Below are 14,579 nucleotides of genomic sequence, written 5' to 3' on the forward strand. Positions count from 1 at the left end.
CGCTCTCGCACCGTAAGCGGGTTCTTCCCATCCGCCGCGCAGCGGCGGGCCAGGACAGCCCCCGCACCCGAAAGCCGGAAGCGCCCCTCAGACCTGGTACGTATGCGCCGAGAAGAGGGACAGGTTCTCGGCGACCCAGGCCGACGTCCGGGCGAGTCCCTCGCGGAGCGGCACCACCGGCTCCCAGCCGGACAGTTCCCGGGCGCGGGAGTTGTCCGAGACGAGACGCTCGACCTCGCTGCCGGCGGGGCGCATGCGGGCGGGGTCGGCCACCACCACGGCCTCGCGCCCGCTCGCGGCGATCAGCTCCGTGGCCAGATCCCCGATGGAGATCTCCCGGCCCACGCCGAGGTTCACGACCTGCCCGACGGCGGCGTCGGCCTCGGCCACGGCGACGAACCCGCGCGCCGTGTCGGTGACGTACGTGAAGTCCCGCGTGGGGGTGAGCGAACCGAGCCGGATCTCCCGTGCCCCGGCGTGCAGTTGGGCGAGGATCGTGGGGATCACGGCACGTGCGGACTGCCGGGGCCCGTACGTGTTGAAGGGCCGCACCACGGCCACCGGCAGCTCGAAGGCGTGCCAGTGCGAAAGCACCGTCATGTCGGCCCCGATCTTCGAGGCGGAGTACGGCGACTGCGGCTGCAGCGGGTGGCTCTCACTGATGGGAGCGGTCAGCGCGGTCCCGTACACCTCACTGGTGGAGGTGTGGACAAGTCGACGTACGGAGTGCCGACGGCAGGCCTCGGCGACGTTCTCCGTACCGACGACATTGGTCTGGACGTACGCGCCGGGAGAGTCGTACGAGTACGGGATCCCGATGAGCGCGGCGAGGTGGAAGACGGTGTCGCACCCGGCGACGGCGTCCATCACGCGCCCGGCGTCACGGACGTCACCGGCGAGGAACTCGACCCGCGGGTCCCCGGCGAGGTGCGCGAGGTGCCCCTTGTCGCCGTACGGCTTGTAGTGCACGAAGGCACGGACCTTCGCACCCCGCTCCAGGAGGAGGTCGACGAGGGTGGAGCCGATGAAGCCCTCGGCGCCGGTGACGAGGACGGTGCGGTCGTGCCATGAGAAGGGCGCGAAGTCGAGCGGGGAAGGCGCGTTCATGCGGCGTACTCCAGGTGATCGGTGTGCTGGGTGGTGAGGTGCAGGACGCGCTCGGCGAGCAGATCGGCGGCGCGGGCGTGCGGCCCGGGATCGGCGGCGCCGCTCATGGCGGCGAGCCGCGCGGGCTCGGCGAGCAGCGGTTCGAGGAGCGCGGCGAGCCGGTCGGCGGTGGTCTCGGCGTCGGGAAGGAGCAGCCCCGCGCCGGCGTCGGAGAGGACCCGCGCGTTGTGGGTCTGGTGGTCGCCGGGCGCGTGCGGGTAGGGCACGAGGACGGCGGGCACGCCGGTGGCGGCGAGTTCGGCGACGGTGGCGGAGCCCGCGCGGCAGACGACGAGGTCGGCGGCGGCGTAGGCGAGGTCCATCCGGTCCAGGTAGGGCACGGCCCGCGCGACCACGTCACCGCCCTCCTGCGCGAGCCGCCGCCGCGTCTCGTCGAGAGCCGCGGGACCGGTCTTGATCAGCAGGGATACGTCGCCACGCCACCGCCAGCGCGCGGCGAGCCCGAGCGCGGCCTCGGTGAGCCGGGCGGCGCCCAGGCTGCCGCCGTTGAAGAGCACGAGCCGCGCACCGTCGGGCACACCGAATTCACGCCGGGCCTCGGCGCGCAGCGCGGTCCGGTCGAGGGCGGCGAGGGCTGCGGCGATGGGCATGCCGGTGGTGGTGGCGCGGTCGCCGCCGGGCAGATGGGCGCGGCTGCGGTCGAAGGCGACGGCGATGTGCGGGGTGAGCCGGGCGGCGAAGCGGTTGGCGCGGCCGGGCACGGCGTTGGACTCGTGGATGAGGCTGGGAAGGCCGGCCATGCGCGCGCCGACGATCACGGGCGCGCTCGGGTAACCGCCCATGCCGACGGCGACCTGCGCGCCCTGCGCCTTCAGGATGGCCCGGCACTGGGCGCCGGACTTCAGCAGGGCGGCGGGCAGCAGATAGCGGCGGGCGCCGAGCGAGGGGTCGAAGGGGATCATGTCGACGGTGTGCAGCCGGTAGCCGGCCTCGGGGATGAGCCGGGTCTCCAGGCCGCGCTCGGTGCCCACGAAGGAGATCACCGCGTCCGGCACGGCACGGCGAAGGGCGTCGGCGAGGGCGAGGCCCGGATAGATGTGGCCGCCGGTGCCGCCCGCGCCGATCACGACGGACAGCGGCCTGTTCGTGTGGGTCGCCGCGGCACGGGCCGTGGCGGAGGTGACGGGAGTTCTCATGGCACCGGAGCCTCGCGACCCGTCCTAAGAGGGTTTTAAGAGCCGTATTTGGCACCTTTGGTCCATGAGCTGGTTCAAGAGCGGTACGAGGCGTACGCGGTCCATGGGTTTTACGAGGTGCACGAGGCGTACGAAGTCCGGGGCTCCGGACGCGGGCACAGGCGTGGGCGCAGGCGCGGGTGGTGCCGTATGACCCCCGCCGCCATGACCCCCGCCGCCAAGATCCTCGTCGTCGACGACGACCCGGAGGTGCGCGCCGCAGTGGAAGACGCCCTCACCATCGAGGGTCACCTCGTGCGCGGCGCCGCCGACGGCCACCGCGCGCTGACGGCGGTGGCCCGTTGGGAGCCGGACCTCCTGGTCCTGGACGTGATGATGCCCGTCATGGACGGCCTCGCGGTGTGCCGCAGGCTGCGCGCGGCGGGCGACCGCACGCCGGTGCTCGTCCTGACGGCCCTGGACTCGGTGAGCGACCGCGTCGACGGCCTCGACGCCGGCGCCGACGACTACCTCGTCAAGCCCTTCGCCCTGGACGAACTGGTGGCCCGCGTCCGCGCCCTCCTCCGCCGCGCCGCCCCGGACCCGGCAGGACCCGGCCACGACGCCGACGACCTCTCCTACGGCGATCTGACGCTCGACGTAGGCACCCGCACCGGAGTGCGCGGCGGGCGGCGCATCGAATTCAGCCGCACCGAGGCCAGCCTCCTCGAACTCCTCGTGCGCAACGCGGGCCAGGTCCTGCCGCGCGAGCTGATCCACGAGTCGGTGTGGGGCCGGGACTTCGGACCGGACTCCAACTCCCTTGCCGTGTACGTCGGCTACCTGCGCCGCAAGCTGGAGTCCGGCGGCGAGGCACGGCTCGTGCACACCGTGCACGGCGTCGGCTACCGGCTCGGTACGCCATGACCGGCCGCCGCACCGACCGCAGGCTCGGGGCGCGCTGGCGGCGGCGCCGTCCGCTGCGTACGAGGCTCGCGGTGGCCGCGTCCGCGGCGGTCGCGCTCGTCGCGGTCTGCGTCTGCGTCGCGTCCTTCTTCGTGATCCGCTACAAGCTCTACCAACAGCTCGACCAGAACCTCGCCCAGACCGCGACCCTGGTCGCCCAGCAGCACGAATACGACAAGGACTACGGCGTGCTCACCGGCGAGTGCCGCTTCCTCGGCGCCCCCGCCTGCTCGCAGATCGTCCCCGCGGACTCGGCCGACGACCCGAAGAAGCCGTACCTGCTGCCCGTGACCGGCGCGACCCGGCAGGTGGCCGCCGGTGAACTGACGCCGTACTACACGAGTTTCACCCTGCCCGACGGCAAGCCGGGACGGATGCTCACCACCCACTACGGCAAGGGCGCGGCCGTGCAGGTCGCGATGCGGGCCGACATCGCCGAGCGCGGGGTGCGGCAGACGGCCGCGATCCTGGCGGTGGTGGGCGGGGCGGGTGTGCTGCTGTCCGCGGTCGGCGGCTACTGGGTGTCGCGGACCGGCCTCGCGCCCGTCGCCCGGCTCACCGCGACGGCGGAGCGGATCGCGGCGACGCGGGACGCCCGGCACCGGATCGAGCTGCCGCCCGGCCCGCCGGAACGGGCCGGGCGGGCCCGCAAGTTCGGACGCTTCGGCCACAGGGGCGGCGAGGACGAGGTGACCCGGCTCGCCACCGCCTTCAACACCATGCTCGGCGAGCTGGAGGAGTCCGTCGCCGCGCGCCGCCGCCTCGTCGCCGACGCCTCGCACGAGCTGCGTACGCCGCTGACCGCGCTGCGCACCAACGCCGAACTCCTCGCCCGCGCCGACCTGTTGAACAAGGCGCAGCGGGACCGGGCGTCCGGGGCCCTTGCCCGGCAGCTGCGGGAGGTCACCGGTCTGGTGAACGACCTCATCGAGCTCGCGCGGGACGAGGAGCCGCAGCCGCTCGTGGAGGACGTGGCGCTGGCGCCGCTGGTCAGTCACGTCGTGGAAGCGGCCCGCGAACACTGGCCGACCATCGCCTTCACCCTGCACACCACACCGGAGGCCGCCGCCCTCACCCTCCCCGGCGTCCCCTCCCGCCTCGCCCGGCTCATCACCAACCTCCTCGACAACGCTGCGAAGTTCAGCCCACCGGGCGGACTGGTCGAGGTCACCCTCTCCCCCCACTCCCTGACCGTCCGCGACCACGGCCCCGGCATCTCCCCCGAAGACCTCCCCCACGTCTTCGACCGCTTCTACCGCGCGGAGAAGGCCCGCTCCCTGCCCGGGTCCGGCCTGGGCCTCGCCATGGCCCGACAGATCGCGCGGGCACACGGCGCGGAGCTTTCGGCGGAGCACGCACCGGGCGGGGGCGCCTTGTTCAGGCTGACGCTGCGCTGAGCCGTCCCGAAACCGGGGGCTCCGCCCCCGGACCCCCGCTCCTCAAACCGGCCACGACGAACCACAGCGGACGCTCGGTGGCCAGCGGACCGGCGGAGACGCTCAGCCCCACATCGCCGCCGACGGCCCAGTAGAAGTGCACCCCGGCGAACGCGGCCGCCCACAGGCATGCGAGACGCCCCCACAGCGTGGGCGGTTCTGTGCCCGTTCCCTCCGGTCGGCGTCTCACCGCCGCTGCTCCAGCTCGACCGTCTTGTTTCCGTTCACGACCGCTGTGAATTCGTCGAAGGCAATGTTCGACAACGACCGCCCCGTGCGCCTGCGCAGCCACGGGATCAAGCCCAGCCCCGTGAACCATCGCCATACGCTCTCCACCAGGGCGAACAGAGCCAGCAGACAGGCGAACGCCGGGAACGACATGAGCCAGATCGTCACAGACGGCCCCTCGCCGTCCCCATCGGACTCGTCTCACTGATTGCCATGGGAGCCACTGTTGTGGATCGGCGGCGCGCAGGTGTCGGACCGGCGCATGATCCGCCTCCCCCGCGTGGCGGAGGCGCCACGACGGAGATCCACCGCAGGGCCTAGAACCCCGCCGGCTCCGTGTACACCCCCCACTCCTCCCGCAGCACCCCACAGATCTCCCCGAGCGTCGCCTCCGCCCGAACCGCCTCCAGCATGGGAACGATCATGTTGGACCCCTCGCGGGCAGCGACAAGCATCGCGTCCAAAGAGGCCCGCACCCGCGCCTCCTCCCGCCCGGCCTTGCGCCCGCCGAGCGCGGCGACCTGCTCCCGCTCCACCTCATGGCTGACCCGGAGAATCTCCAGGTCACCGGTCACGGAGCCATGGTGGACGTTGACTCCGACGACCCGCTTCTCGCCCTTCTCCAGGGCCCGCTGGTACTGGAAGGCGGACTCGGCGATCTCGCCGGTGAACCAGCCGTCCTCGATGCCGCGCAGGATGCCGGAGGTGATCGGCCCGATGGGGTACTGCCCGTCGGGGTGCGCCCGGCGCCCCCGCTCCCTTATCTGCTCGAAGATCTTCTCGGCGTCCGCCTCGATGCGGTCGGTGAGCTGCTCGACGTACCAGGAACCGCCCAGCGGATCGGCGACGTTGGAGACGCCGGTCTCCTCCATGAGGACCTGCTGGGTGCGCAGCGCGATCTCGGCGGCCTGCTCGCTCGGCAGGGCGAGGGTCTCGTCGAGGGCGTTGGTGTGCAGGGAGTTGGTGCCGCCGAGGACGGCCGCGAGGGCCTCCACGGCGGTGCGGACCACGTTGTTGTACGGCTGCTGCGCGGTCAGCGAGACGCCCGCGGTCTGGGTGTGGAAGCGCAGCCACTGCGCCTTGTCGGTCTTGGCGCCGTACTCCTCGCGCAGCCAGCGCGCCCAGATCCTGCGGGCCGCGCGGAACTTCGCGATCTCTTCGAAGAAGTCGACGTGGGCGTCGAAGAAGAAGGAGAGGCCGGGGGCGAAGACATCCACGTCCATGCCGCGGCTGAGCCCCAGCTCCACGTACCCGAACCCGTCCGCCAGGGTGTACGCCAGCTCCTGCGCGGCCGTCGCCCCGGCCTCGCGGATGTGGTAGCCGGAGACGGAGAGGGGTTTGTACGCGGGGATCTCGCGGGCGCAGTGCTCCATAAGGTCGCCGATGAGGCGCAGGTGGGGCTCGGGCTCGAAGAGCCACTCCTTCTGCGCGATGTACTCCTTGAAGATGTCCGTCTGGAGCGTGCCGTTCAGGACCGCCGGGTCGACGCCCTGCCGCTCGGCGGCGACCAGGTACATGCAGAAGACCGGGACGGCGGGGCCGCTGATGGTCATGGACGTCGTGACGTCACCGAGCGGGATGTCCTTGAACAGGACCTCCATGTCGGCGGCGGAGTCGATCGCCACCCCGCAGTGGCCGACCTCGCCGAGCGAGCGCGGGTCGTCGGAGTCGCGGCCCATCAGCGTCGGCATGTCGAAGGCGACGGAGAGACCGCCGCCGCCCGCGGCCAGGATCATCTTGTACCGCTCGTTCGTCTGCTCGGCGTTGCCGAAGCCCGCGAACTGGCGGATTGTCCACGTACGTCCCCTGTAGCCCGTGGGATAGAGGCCTCGGGTGTACGGATATTCGCCGGGCCAGCCGATCCGCTCGAAGCCCTCGTAGGTGTCCCCGGGCCGGGGCCCGTAGACGGGCTCGACCGGGTCTCCGGAGAGCGTCGTGAAATCGGCGTCGCGCTTCTTCGCGGCGTCGTACCGGGCCTGCCAGCGTCGGCGGCCCTCCTCGATGGCGTCAGCGTCCATACCCTCGAATTTACTTGGACGTCCTAGTAAATGTCCAGGGAAAACCGTCACGGGCAGCAGCCCGTGACGGTGCCGACTACGCCTTGGCGACAGCGGGCGAAGCGTCCTCGAGCAGCGGCTCGACCTCGCGCACGACGTTGCGCTCCACGAAGAACGCGGCCGTGGGGATCGTGCCGGAGACCAGCACCCAGAGCAGCTTGCCGAACGGCCACTTCGCCTTGGAGCCGAGGTCGAAGGCGAAGACCAGGTAGATGATGAAGAGGACGCCGTGGATCTGGGAGACCGCGAGCGTCAGGCCTTCGGCCTTGTCGAAGCCGTACTTGACCACCATGCAGGCGCAGAGGATCAACAACATGACGGCGGTGACGTAGGCCATTACCCGATAGCGGGTCAGCACGCTGCGTTTCATGACGACGAGCGTAGCCCGCACCCTCACGCGATCTTCCGGCGCCCCGGAAGGACAGCCCGTCCGGCGATTGAGGACGAGGCCCGGAGGGCCGAAAGGCGGGGAAAGGGGCGCAGCCCCATTTACTGATCGTCGAAGTCCTGCGCAGCAACCCGCAGGGGACGCAGCATCGCGAAGATCTCCCCGCACTCCTCCGCGTCGTACACACCCAGCCCGAAGTCCATCGCCATCAGCTCCCGCGTAGCCTCCTCGACGACCTCGCGCCCCTTCTCCGTGATGGAGGCAAGCGTCCCGCGCCCGTCGTTGGGGTTCGGCCGCTTGTCGACGAGCCCGGACCGGACAAGCCGGTCCACCGTGTTCGTGACGGACGTCGGATGCACCATGAGCCGCTCGCCGATCTTCGACATCGGCAGCTCCCCGGCCTTGGAGAAGGACAGCAGCACCAACGCCTCGTACCGAGCGAAGGTCAGCCCGTACGGCTTGACGACCGCGTCGACCTCCGCGAGCAGGATCTGGTGCGCGCGCATGATGGAGGTGATGGCGCCCATGGCGGGCACCGACCCCCAGCGCTGCTTCCAGAGTTCGTCGGCGCGGGCGATGGGATCGAAGGGGAGACTGAGCGGCTTCGGCACAGCGTCGACCTTAGTCCCCGGCCACATACCGGTCAGCCCCAGTCTCAGGATTCGGCTGCACGTTCGCCACGGCTGCCGCGCGTCCCGTCGACCGGACCTCGCGGGCCAGGACCAGGCAGTACGCCGTGCCGAGCACCCCGGCGGCAGCCACGACCGTACTCACCGCGAAGAACTCCGCCGCGAGCCCGGCGAGCGCCATGCCCGCGCCCTGGAGCGTCATCAGGCCCGCCGTGTGCACGGTCATCGCGCGGCCGCGCAGCTCCGGCGGCACGGAGTCGACGAACCAGCGGTCGAGGCCGAGGGTGTACGCGGATCCGGCGCCGGCGAGAAGCAGCGCGGGCAGCGCCCAGGCCAGGCCGGGTGTGAAGCCGTACGCGATCAGCGGGAGCAGGGTGGTCGCGGCGAGCGGGAGCACGATGCGGGAGCGGGCGGCCGCGGTGAGCGCGGACCCGGCGTACACCTCGCCCGCGATGGTGCCGACGGGCATCGCGCACATCAGCAGGCCGACCCCGGCGGAGCCCACGCCGATCTGGTCGGCGTAGGGGGCGGCGAGGGCCTCCGGGGCGACGGCGAACATCGGGGGCGCCCAGAGCAGGAGCAGCAGCGCGCGGACCCGGCGGTTGCCGAGGACCTCGCGGGCACCGGCGAGCGAGTACCGCATGAGCGCGGCCCCCTCGCTGCTCCCTTCGCCACTCCCGTCCCCGCCGCTCCGCGCGGGCCGCCGCTTCGTACCGGACCGCAGCAGCAGCGCGGACGCCGCGAACGTCACGACGGTGATGACGAGCGCTCCGCGCGGGGAGACGACGGTGAGCAGTACGCCGCCGAGGCCGAAGCCGACGAGTACGGCGCTCTGCGACACCATCCGCAGCAGGGAGCGCCCGAGCACGAACAGGTCGCCGTCGCCCAGGACGTCGGTGAGGGTCGCCATCCGGGTGCCGTTGAACACCGGCGACACGGCGGCGATCAGGCAGCGCAGCGCGAGCAGTCCGGCGACGGGCGTCGCGGGCAGCGCCATCAGGACCGCGCACGCGGCGCACAGCAGATCGCAGGAGACCAGGACGCGGCGCGGCGGGTACCGGTCGGCGACCCCGGCGAACAGCGTCCCGCCCACGAGGTACGGCAGCATCCCCAGCGCGAAGGCCAGCGCGCTGAGCAGCGGCGACCCGGTCAGCTCGTACACGAGCACGGTCAGCGCGATCTCGCTGACGACGACGCCGAGCAACGACATCGCGTGCGCGACGAACACCACCCGGAACTCGGGCACCCCGAAGACCCGCCGATACCCACCGGCCGCCTCGCCGTCACCGGACGCGGTCGCTTCGGCCGGACCCCCCGCACCGTCCGAACCCCCGGCGTCCACCACGCCCGACGCCCCCGCCGCAGCCGCCCCACCCCGCGTCTCAGTCGTGTCCGGCACCACAGGTGCCCCCTGCGCCCCAGCCCCGCGCCTTCGCCCCTCAGTCATGCCGTCACCCTGGCGGCACCCCGCGACGGCTCCTAAAGTTTCGGCTCCAGGCGAATCCTGGACGGGGGCCAAGGCGCCGTCACACCCAAGGGAGAGCGTCCGCATGCCCTTTCAGCTGCACTTCGGGGAGAGCGATCTGCTGCGGTGCCGGTTCGCGGTGTCGCCGTTGTGGGAGACGCAGGAGGCCGTGCGGACGCTGAAGCGGCGCGAGCGGCACGGGTACCACCCGGCGTGGCTGCGCGGGGTCCGGGAGGCGAGGGCGGGCCTCGATCTGGAGGCCGTGTGGCTGCTGATGCCGCCGCGGGGGCACAGCCCGGACTTCCTGGGGCCGCCGCCGCTCGGCCCCGCGGCGACCTTCGACGAGGAGATCGCGGCGGTGCGCGCGGCCGACCCGGAGGCCGCCCGTGACGACATGGCGAAGGCGCTCGCCGAGACGCCCGGCGCGGCCGAGAGCGCGACCGGGCGCCGCCTCCTCGCCGAACCGGCGCGCGCGGTGGCCGAGTTGGCGGACGCCATGGAGGCGGCCTGGCACGCCCTGGTCGAGCCGTACTGGCCCCGCCTGCGCGCCCTGCTCGAAGCGGATGTCACGTACCACTCGCGGCGGCTCGCCGAAGTCGGCCTCGGCGCCCTGCTGCCGGAGCTGGACCGGCGTCTGGCCTGGGACGCGGGGACGCTCACCGCGCAGTGGCGGGGGCGGCACGTGCGGCACCTGGACGGGCGCGGACTGGTCCTGATGCCCAGCGTCTTCAGCTGGCCCGACGTGATCAGCGGCTACGACCCGCCCTGGCAGCCGACCCTGGTCTACCCGGCCCGCGGCCTCGCCGGCCTGTGGTCCGCCCCCGCGGACCGCGCCCCCGACGCCCTCGCCCGCCTCCTCGGCCGCAACCGCGCCGCCGTCCTGGCCGCCCTGGCGGAGCCCGCCACCACATCGGCGCTCGCCGAACGCCTGGCCCTGGCCCCGTCGTCGGTCTCGGCCCATCTGTCGGCACTGCGCGCCGCGGGCCTGCTCGGCTCGCGCCGGTACGGGCACCAGGTCCTGTACGAGCGCACACCCCTGGGCACCGCCCTCGCGACAGGCGACTAAGCGCTTCGCTGGATGTGCGGCGCGATGCCCCACACGTCCATCCCGGCACCCCCGCCCGCCCCGGCGGTGTCGCACGCCAAGGCGATACACCCCTTATGTCACGATTGCCGCACAACTCGCCTGCCCGTCACCGTCGCCCAAGGGGTCTGGATGCACCGGCTGCTCCGTACGTTCACGGCACTCACGGCCGCCGCGGCCCTCGGCCTTACGGCGGGGTGCTCGTCCGGGTCCGGCTCGGGACCGGGCAAGGACGAGCGGGAGAAGAAGGGGGAGGCGGCGGCCGCGAGCCCGAAGGCCGCGGCGGCACCGCACCGCTTCTGGGTCGACCCGCAGAGCGAGGCGGCACGCCAGGTCAGACAGTGGCAGGAGGAGGGCCGCACCCAGGACGCCGAGGCGCTCAAGAGCATCGCCGACCAGCCGATGGCGGTCTGGCCGGCCGGGGACGACCCGGCGCCCGACATCGAGAAGGCCACCGCGGGCGCGGCGGACGAGGGCCGCACGGCCGTGCTCGTCGCCTACAACATCCCGCACCGCGACTGCGGCCAGCACTCGGCGGGCGGCGCGCACGACGCCGCGTACTACCGCCAGTGGCTCGGCACGTTCGCCACCGCCATCGGGAACAACAAGGCCCTGGTGATCCTGGAGCCGGACGCGATCCCGCACATCGTGGACGGCTGCACCCCCGCGCAGTACCACGAGGAGCGCTACGAGCTCCTGTCGGAGGCGATCGAGCGCCTCAAGCGGCAGCCGAACGTCAAGGTCTATCTGGACGCGGGCAACCCCGGCTGGATCGACGTCGCGAGCAAGCTCACGCTGCCGCTGCGGCGGGCGGGCGTCGAGCGGGCCGACGGCTTCTCGCTCAACGTCTCCAACTTCCAGGGCGACGGGACCGTCAAGGCGTACGGCCGCCAGCTCTCCGCCACCGTCGGCGGCAAGCACTTCGTGATGGACTCCAGCCGCAACGGCAAGGGCCCCCTCGCGGGCGACCGGCAGGACGCCTGGTGCAACCCGCCCGGACGCGGCCTCGGCACCCCGCCCACCGACCGCACCGGCGACCCGCTGCTGGACGCCTACCTGTGGATCAAGCGGCCCGGCGACTCGGACGGCCCGTGCCGCGGCGGCCCCGCCGCGGGACAGTGGTGGCCGGACTACGCGCTCGGGCTCGTGCGCAACGCGAAGGCGTAGCCGATCTGATGATCGAGTGGACGGTGTGTGGAGGTCAACTCACGGAGGCCGAAAGGCCGTTGGCCGAGCTGGCCAAAGCCCCGCGGTTGCTGGCAGCCTGAGGGCGCATGGGGCGCGAAGACTTCTCTCAGGCGGGCTACGGCGTACGTTTCGAATGGGGCACCGCCGGAGCGAAACGCCTCGCGCCCTCCGTCGCCAGCCTGGTGATCGTCGACGTCCTTTCGTTCTCCACGTCGGTGTCCGTCGCCGTGGAGTCCGGCTCCCGGGTCTTCCCGTATCCGTGGCGGGACGAGAGCGCCACGGCGTTCGCCCGGCAGATGGACGCCCGGCTCGCGGTGGGGCGGCGCGCGGTCACCGACGCCAGCCCCTGGTCCCTGTCCCCGGCCGCCCTGCGGCGCGCCCCGCTCGCGCCGCGCCTGGTGCTTCCCTCGCCCAACGGCTCGGCGATCGCCGCGTCGGCGGGTGAGGTGGCCGTCGCGGTCGGGTCGCTGCGCAACGCCACCGCCGTCGGCAAGTGGCTCAGCGCCCGCGGGCACGGCACTCCCGAACACCCCGTCGGCGTGATCGCGGCGGGCGAGCGCTGGCCCGACGGCACCCTGCGGCCCGCCCTGGAGGACCTGCTCGGCGCCGGCGCGGTGATCGCCGCGCTGCGCGCCCGCGGCGGTACGGCGCTGTCTCCGGAGTCCGACGCGGCCGCGTCCGCCTTCGTCGCGGCCGTGGACGTGGCGGACGCCGTCGCGTCCTGCTCCTCGGGGCGCGAACTGGCCGACGGCGGCTACGCGGAGGACGTGGAGATCGCGACGGAGCTGGACGCGTGCGCGGTGGTGCCGGTGCTGACGCGCGGGGCGTTCGTCGCGGCCGAGTGAACGGCCCCGCGCTACTTGAAGTGCACCCACCTCACTTGACGTGCACCCACTTCGCCTCCGAAGAGGCCCCGTCCGCGTCCGTCACGAACAGCATGTACCAGCCGGGCGGCACAAGCGCCGTGTCCTCGCGCGGCACCTCCACCGTCACCGCGCCGGGCCCCTTGGTGAGCTTGAGGGCGATGGACCGCTGCTCCACGTCGGTGGTGTGCGTGACGGCGCTCGGCCGCATGAGCCGGGCCGAGACCAGCTTCTCCGGGTGCTCGGTACGGAACGTCGCGCGGCCGTCGGCGGGCAGTTGCTCGGGGCCGACGCCGAGCACGGGACGGCCCTTGCCCGCCTTGTGCAGGGAGGGCGGGGTGTAGATCTCCATGCGCTGCTCGAAGTGGCCCAGCTTGGTGTTCTGGTCGTTGTCGAAGAGCGGGTCGGAGCCGAACGTGGCGACGCGCCCGTCGGGCAGGAGCAGCGCCTCGGAGTGGTAGTTGCGGCCGACCTTGGGCGAGGCGGCGTCACGGAAGGCACCCCGGCCGGCGTTCGCCCGCGGGTCGTAGAACTGGGCCTTGCGGATGTTGCTGCCGCTGCGGCCGCGGTAGTCGGAGGAGCCGTTGGTGGTGAACACCGAGTCGTCCGGCATGATCACGCTGTTCAAGTAGCGCGTGCCCTGCGGCAGTTCGGGCCCGGTCTTGAAGGCCGGGTTGTCCTGGCGCAGGTCGATGACGGCGGTGCGCCGGGTGGCCTTCTTGGACTCGCCGACGCCGCCACCGCCGAGGATCATCACCTTCTGGTCCTGGGCGGGCGGCAGCAGCACGGACGACGACGTCTCGGTCTGGTCGAGGTCGGCGAGGCCGGGCACCTTCTCGAACTTGTTGGTCTTGGGGTCCCACAGGCCCGGCGCGCGGCCCTTGGTGGCGGGGCCGTAACCGGCGTTGGACGCCGGGTAGAAGAGCTTGCCGCCCTTGGTGAGGAAGAGCGCCGGGTAGGTGGGGAAGTAGCGCTTGGGTCCGTCGGTCCACCGCTTGGTCTTCGGGTCGTAGATCTCGTTGTCGCCGGGGTCGACGACGCCGACGTCGTCGAGCCCGGACACGGCGAGCACCCGCCCGTCCTCCAGGCCGACCAGCGTCGGGTACCAGCGGGCCTTCTTCATCGGCTCCACGGGGAGGTACTTCTCGGCCGTCGGGTCGAATTCGTACGCCGCCTTGATGCCCTGGAAGTCCTGCTTGTCCATGGTGAGCTTCTCGGAGATGCCGTACGTGTTGTCGGCCTCCTTGCCGGTGAGGCCCTCGATCTCGTACTGCGCGGGCTTCTCCGTGACCGACTGCTCGCCGTCGTGGAGCGCCTCCACGAAGACGCGGGCCTCGCTCGCGACGACCTTCGTCTTCCAGGGCTGCATCGCACCGCCCTTGGAGTACGTGATCTCGTAGTCCCGTTCGGCCTTGGGGACCTTCACGTCGAACTTGCTGACGTACTCGACGCCGGAGGGCGAGCGGAACCTGGTGCCCTTCTTCAGGACGACGGGCTTGTCGGGGTTCTCGTTCTTCACCCGCATGCCGCCGCCGGCCCGCTCCACCTCGCCGTCGAGGAGTTCGTAGCGGGCGGTGCCGCCGGCCACCAGGAGGCGGCCGTCGGGGAGTTGGGCGTGGCCGGCGCAGAAGAAGTCCTCGGGGGTACGGATCTTCTTGAAGGTGTTCTTCGTCGGGTCCCACAGCACCGTGTCGAAGGACCCGGCGTCGAACTTCTTCTGCTCGTTCCCGGATCCGGCGACGATCAGCACCTTGCCGGTGTGCAGCAGGGCCGCGTGGATGGCGTTGGTGCGGTACTCCTCAGGGATGCCGATCTGCTTCCACGACCCGTATTTCTTCTGGTAGCCGGGCTGCGCGATCTTGTACTCGTAGTACTTCTCCTCGGCGAAGGAGACCGCGGCCGGGGCGTTGAGGCCGATCAGGAGCGCGCCCGCGCCCACGCCGAAGGCGATCTTCTTGGAGCGCTTGGAGAGTTGGGGGAACCGGTGGGGCAT

At 72.1% G+C, this 14,579-nt stretch carries 13 protein-coding genes; 5 read left to right on the plus strand and 8 right to left on the minus strand.

Features of this window, described 5'->3' with window-relative positions; all coding sequences use genetic code 11:
* Nucleotides 1-87 precede the first annotated feature (87 nt).
* A complete protein-coding gene (locus tag IEY91_RS00265; protein WP_189172405.1) occupies nucleotides 88-1,107 on the minus strand; it encodes a GDP-mannose 4,6-dehydratase in 1,020 nt (339 codons plus the stop codon).
* Nucleotides 1,104-2,303, minus strand: coding sequence for a UDP-N-acetylglucosamine--N-acetylmuramyl-(pentapeptide) pyrophosphoryl-undecaprenol N-acetylglucosamine transferase (locus IEY91_RS00270; protein WP_189172406.1), 1,200 nt, complete (start codon nucleotides 2,301-2,303; stop codon nucleotides 1,104-1,106). The genes IEY91_RS00265 and IEY91_RS00270 overlap by 4 nt, the downstream gene beginning before the upstream one ends.
* Nucleotides 2,304-2,492: 189 nt before the next feature.
* Here IEY91_RS00270 and IEY91_RS00275 point away from each other — a divergent pair, with 189 nt between their 5' ends.
* Together IEY91_RS00275 and IEY91_RS00280 are read left to right on the plus strand one after the other, a co-directional pair.
* A complete protein-coding gene (locus IEY91_RS00275; RefSeq protein WP_164320536.1) occupies nucleotides 2,493-3,209 on the plus strand; it encodes a response regulator transcription factor in 717 nt (238 codons plus the stop codon).
* Nucleotides 3,206-4,645, plus strand: a complete 1,440-nt coding sequence (locus tag IEY91_RS00280) for a sensor histidine kinase (protein ID WP_164320538.1) — start codon at nucleotides 3,206-3,208, stop codon at nucleotides 4,643-4,645. Before IEY91_RS00275 ends, IEY91_RS00280 begins: the two co-directional genes overlap by 4 nt.
* A 225-nt stretch (nucleotides 4,646-4,870) precedes the next feature.
* Here the strand turns inward: IEY91_RS00280 and IEY91_RS00285 are convergent, their stop codons facing one another.
* The 5 genes from IEY91_RS00285 to IEY91_RS00305 form a co-directional block, all read right to left on the minus strand.
* Entirely contained in the window at nucleotides 4,871-5,080 is a 210-nt protein-coding gene (locus IEY91_RS00285; RefSeq protein ID WP_164320540.1) for a hypothetical protein, read from the minus strand.
* A 149-nt stretch (nucleotides 5,081-5,229) separates the two neighbouring features.
* Nucleotides 5,230-6,930 (minus strand): coenzyme B12-dependent isobutyryl-CoA mutase large subunit, encoded by a 1,701-nt coding sequence (gene icmA, locus IEY91_RS00290; RefSeq protein WP_164320542.1) that lies wholly within the window; start codon nucleotides 6,928-6,930, stop codon nucleotides 5,230-5,232.
* A 76-nt stretch (nucleotides 6,931-7,006) separates the two neighbouring features.
* Complete coding sequence (locus tag IEY91_RS00295) at nucleotides 7,007-7,339, minus strand: DUF3817 domain-containing protein (RefSeq protein WP_164320544.1); 333 nt, start codon at nucleotides 7,337-7,339, stop codon at nucleotides 7,007-7,009.
* A 119-nt stretch (nucleotides 7,340-7,458) separates the two neighbouring features.
* On the minus strand, nucleotides 7,459-7,968 hold the full coding sequence (locus IEY91_RS00300; RefSeq protein ID WP_189172407.1) for a MarR family winged helix-turn-helix transcriptional regulator: 510 nt from the start codon (nucleotides 7,966-7,968) through the stop codon (nucleotides 7,459-7,461).
* Between the two features lie 10 nt (nucleotides 7,969-7,978).
* Entirely contained in the window at nucleotides 7,979-9,433 is a 1,455-nt protein-coding gene (locus tag IEY91_RS00305) for an MFS transporter (RefSeq protein ID WP_189172408.1), read from the minus strand.
* A 103-nt stretch (nucleotides 9,434-9,536) separates the two neighbouring features.
* On the opposite strand from IEY91_RS00305, the gene IEY91_RS00310 reads away from it, so the two are divergent.
* The 3 genes from IEY91_RS00310 to IEY91_RS00320 all read left to right on the plus strand — a co-directional run bounded on the left by IEY91_RS00310 (nucleotide 9,537) and on the right by IEY91_RS00320 (nucleotide 12,568).
* A complete protein-coding gene (locus tag IEY91_RS00310) occupies nucleotides 9,537-10,517 on the plus strand; it encodes an ArsR/SmtB family transcription factor (protein WP_189172409.1) in 981 nt (326 codons plus the stop codon).
* 150 nt (nucleotides 10,518-10,667) lie between these two features.
* Nucleotides 10,668-11,702, plus strand: coding sequence for a glycoside hydrolase family 6 protein (locus IEY91_RS00315; protein ID WP_189172410.1), 1,035 nt, complete (start codon nucleotides 10,668-10,670; stop codon nucleotides 11,700-11,702).
* Between the two features lie 107 nt (nucleotides 11,703-11,809).
* Nucleotides 11,810-12,568: a 2-phosphosulfolactate phosphatase gene (locus IEY91_RS00320; RefSeq protein ID WP_164320551.1), complete on the plus strand. Its 759-nt coding sequence runs from the start codon at nucleotides 11,810-11,812 to the stop codon at nucleotides 12,566-12,568.
* A 31-nt stretch (nucleotides 12,569-12,599) separates the two neighbouring features.
* Here IEY91_RS00320 and glxA read toward each other — a convergent pair whose 3' ends face one another.
* Nucleotides 12,600-14,579, minus strand: a complete 1,980-nt coding sequence (gene glxA / locus IEY91_RS00325; protein WP_164320553.1) for a radical copper oxidase GlxA — start codon at nucleotides 14,577-14,579, stop codon at nucleotides 12,600-12,602.

It is taken from the genome of Streptomyces lasiicapitis, assembly GCF_014646335.1.
Taxonomy (GTDB): Bacteria; Actinomycetota; Actinomycetes; order Streptomycetales; family Streptomycetaceae; genus Streptomyces; species Streptomyces lasiicapitis.

Coding starts and splice junctions, on each gene's coding strand:
- IEY91_RS00310 (WP_189172409.1), top strand. CDS start 9,537: ATGCCCTTTCAGCTGCACTTCGGGGAGAGCGATCTGCTGCGGTGCCGG.
- IEY91_RS00275 (WP_164320536.1), top strand. CDS start 2,493: ATGACCCCCGCCGCCATGACCCCCGCCGCCAAGATCCTCGTCGTCGAC.
- IEY91_RS00305 (WP_189172408.1), bottom strand. CDS start 9,433: ATGACTGAGGGGCGAAGGCGCGGGGCTGGGGCGCAGGGGGCACCTGTG.
- IEY91_RS00295 (WP_164320544.1), bottom strand. CDS start 7,339: ATGAAACGCAGCGTGCTGACCCGCTATCGGGTAATGGCCTACGTCACC.
- IEY91_RS00270 (WP_189172406.1), bottom strand. CDS start 2,303: ATGAGAACTCCCGTCACCTCCGCCACGGCCCGTGCCGCGGCGACCCAC.
- icmA (WP_164320542.1), bottom strand. CDS start 6,930: ATGGACGCTGACGCCATCGAGGAGGGCCGCCGACGCTGGCAGGCCCGG.
- IEY91_RS00265 (WP_189172405.1), bottom strand. CDS start 1,107: ATGAACGCGCCTTCCCCGCTCGACTTCGCGCCCTTCTCATGGCACGAC.
- IEY91_RS00320 (WP_164320551.1), top strand. CDS start 11,810: ATGGGGCGCGAAGACTTCTCTCAGGCGGGCTACGGCGTACGTTTCGAA.
- IEY91_RS00280 (WP_164320538.1), top strand. CDS start 3,206: ATGACCGGCCGCCGCACCGACCGCAGGCTCGGGGCGCGCTGGCGGCGG.
- IEY91_RS00315 (WP_189172410.1), top strand. CDS start 10,668: ATGCACCGGCTGCTCCGTACGTTCACGGCACTCACGGCCGCCGCGGCC.
- glxA (WP_164320553.1), bottom strand. CDS start 14,579: ATGCCCCACCGGTTCCCCCAACTCTCCAAGCGCTCCAAGAAGATCGCC.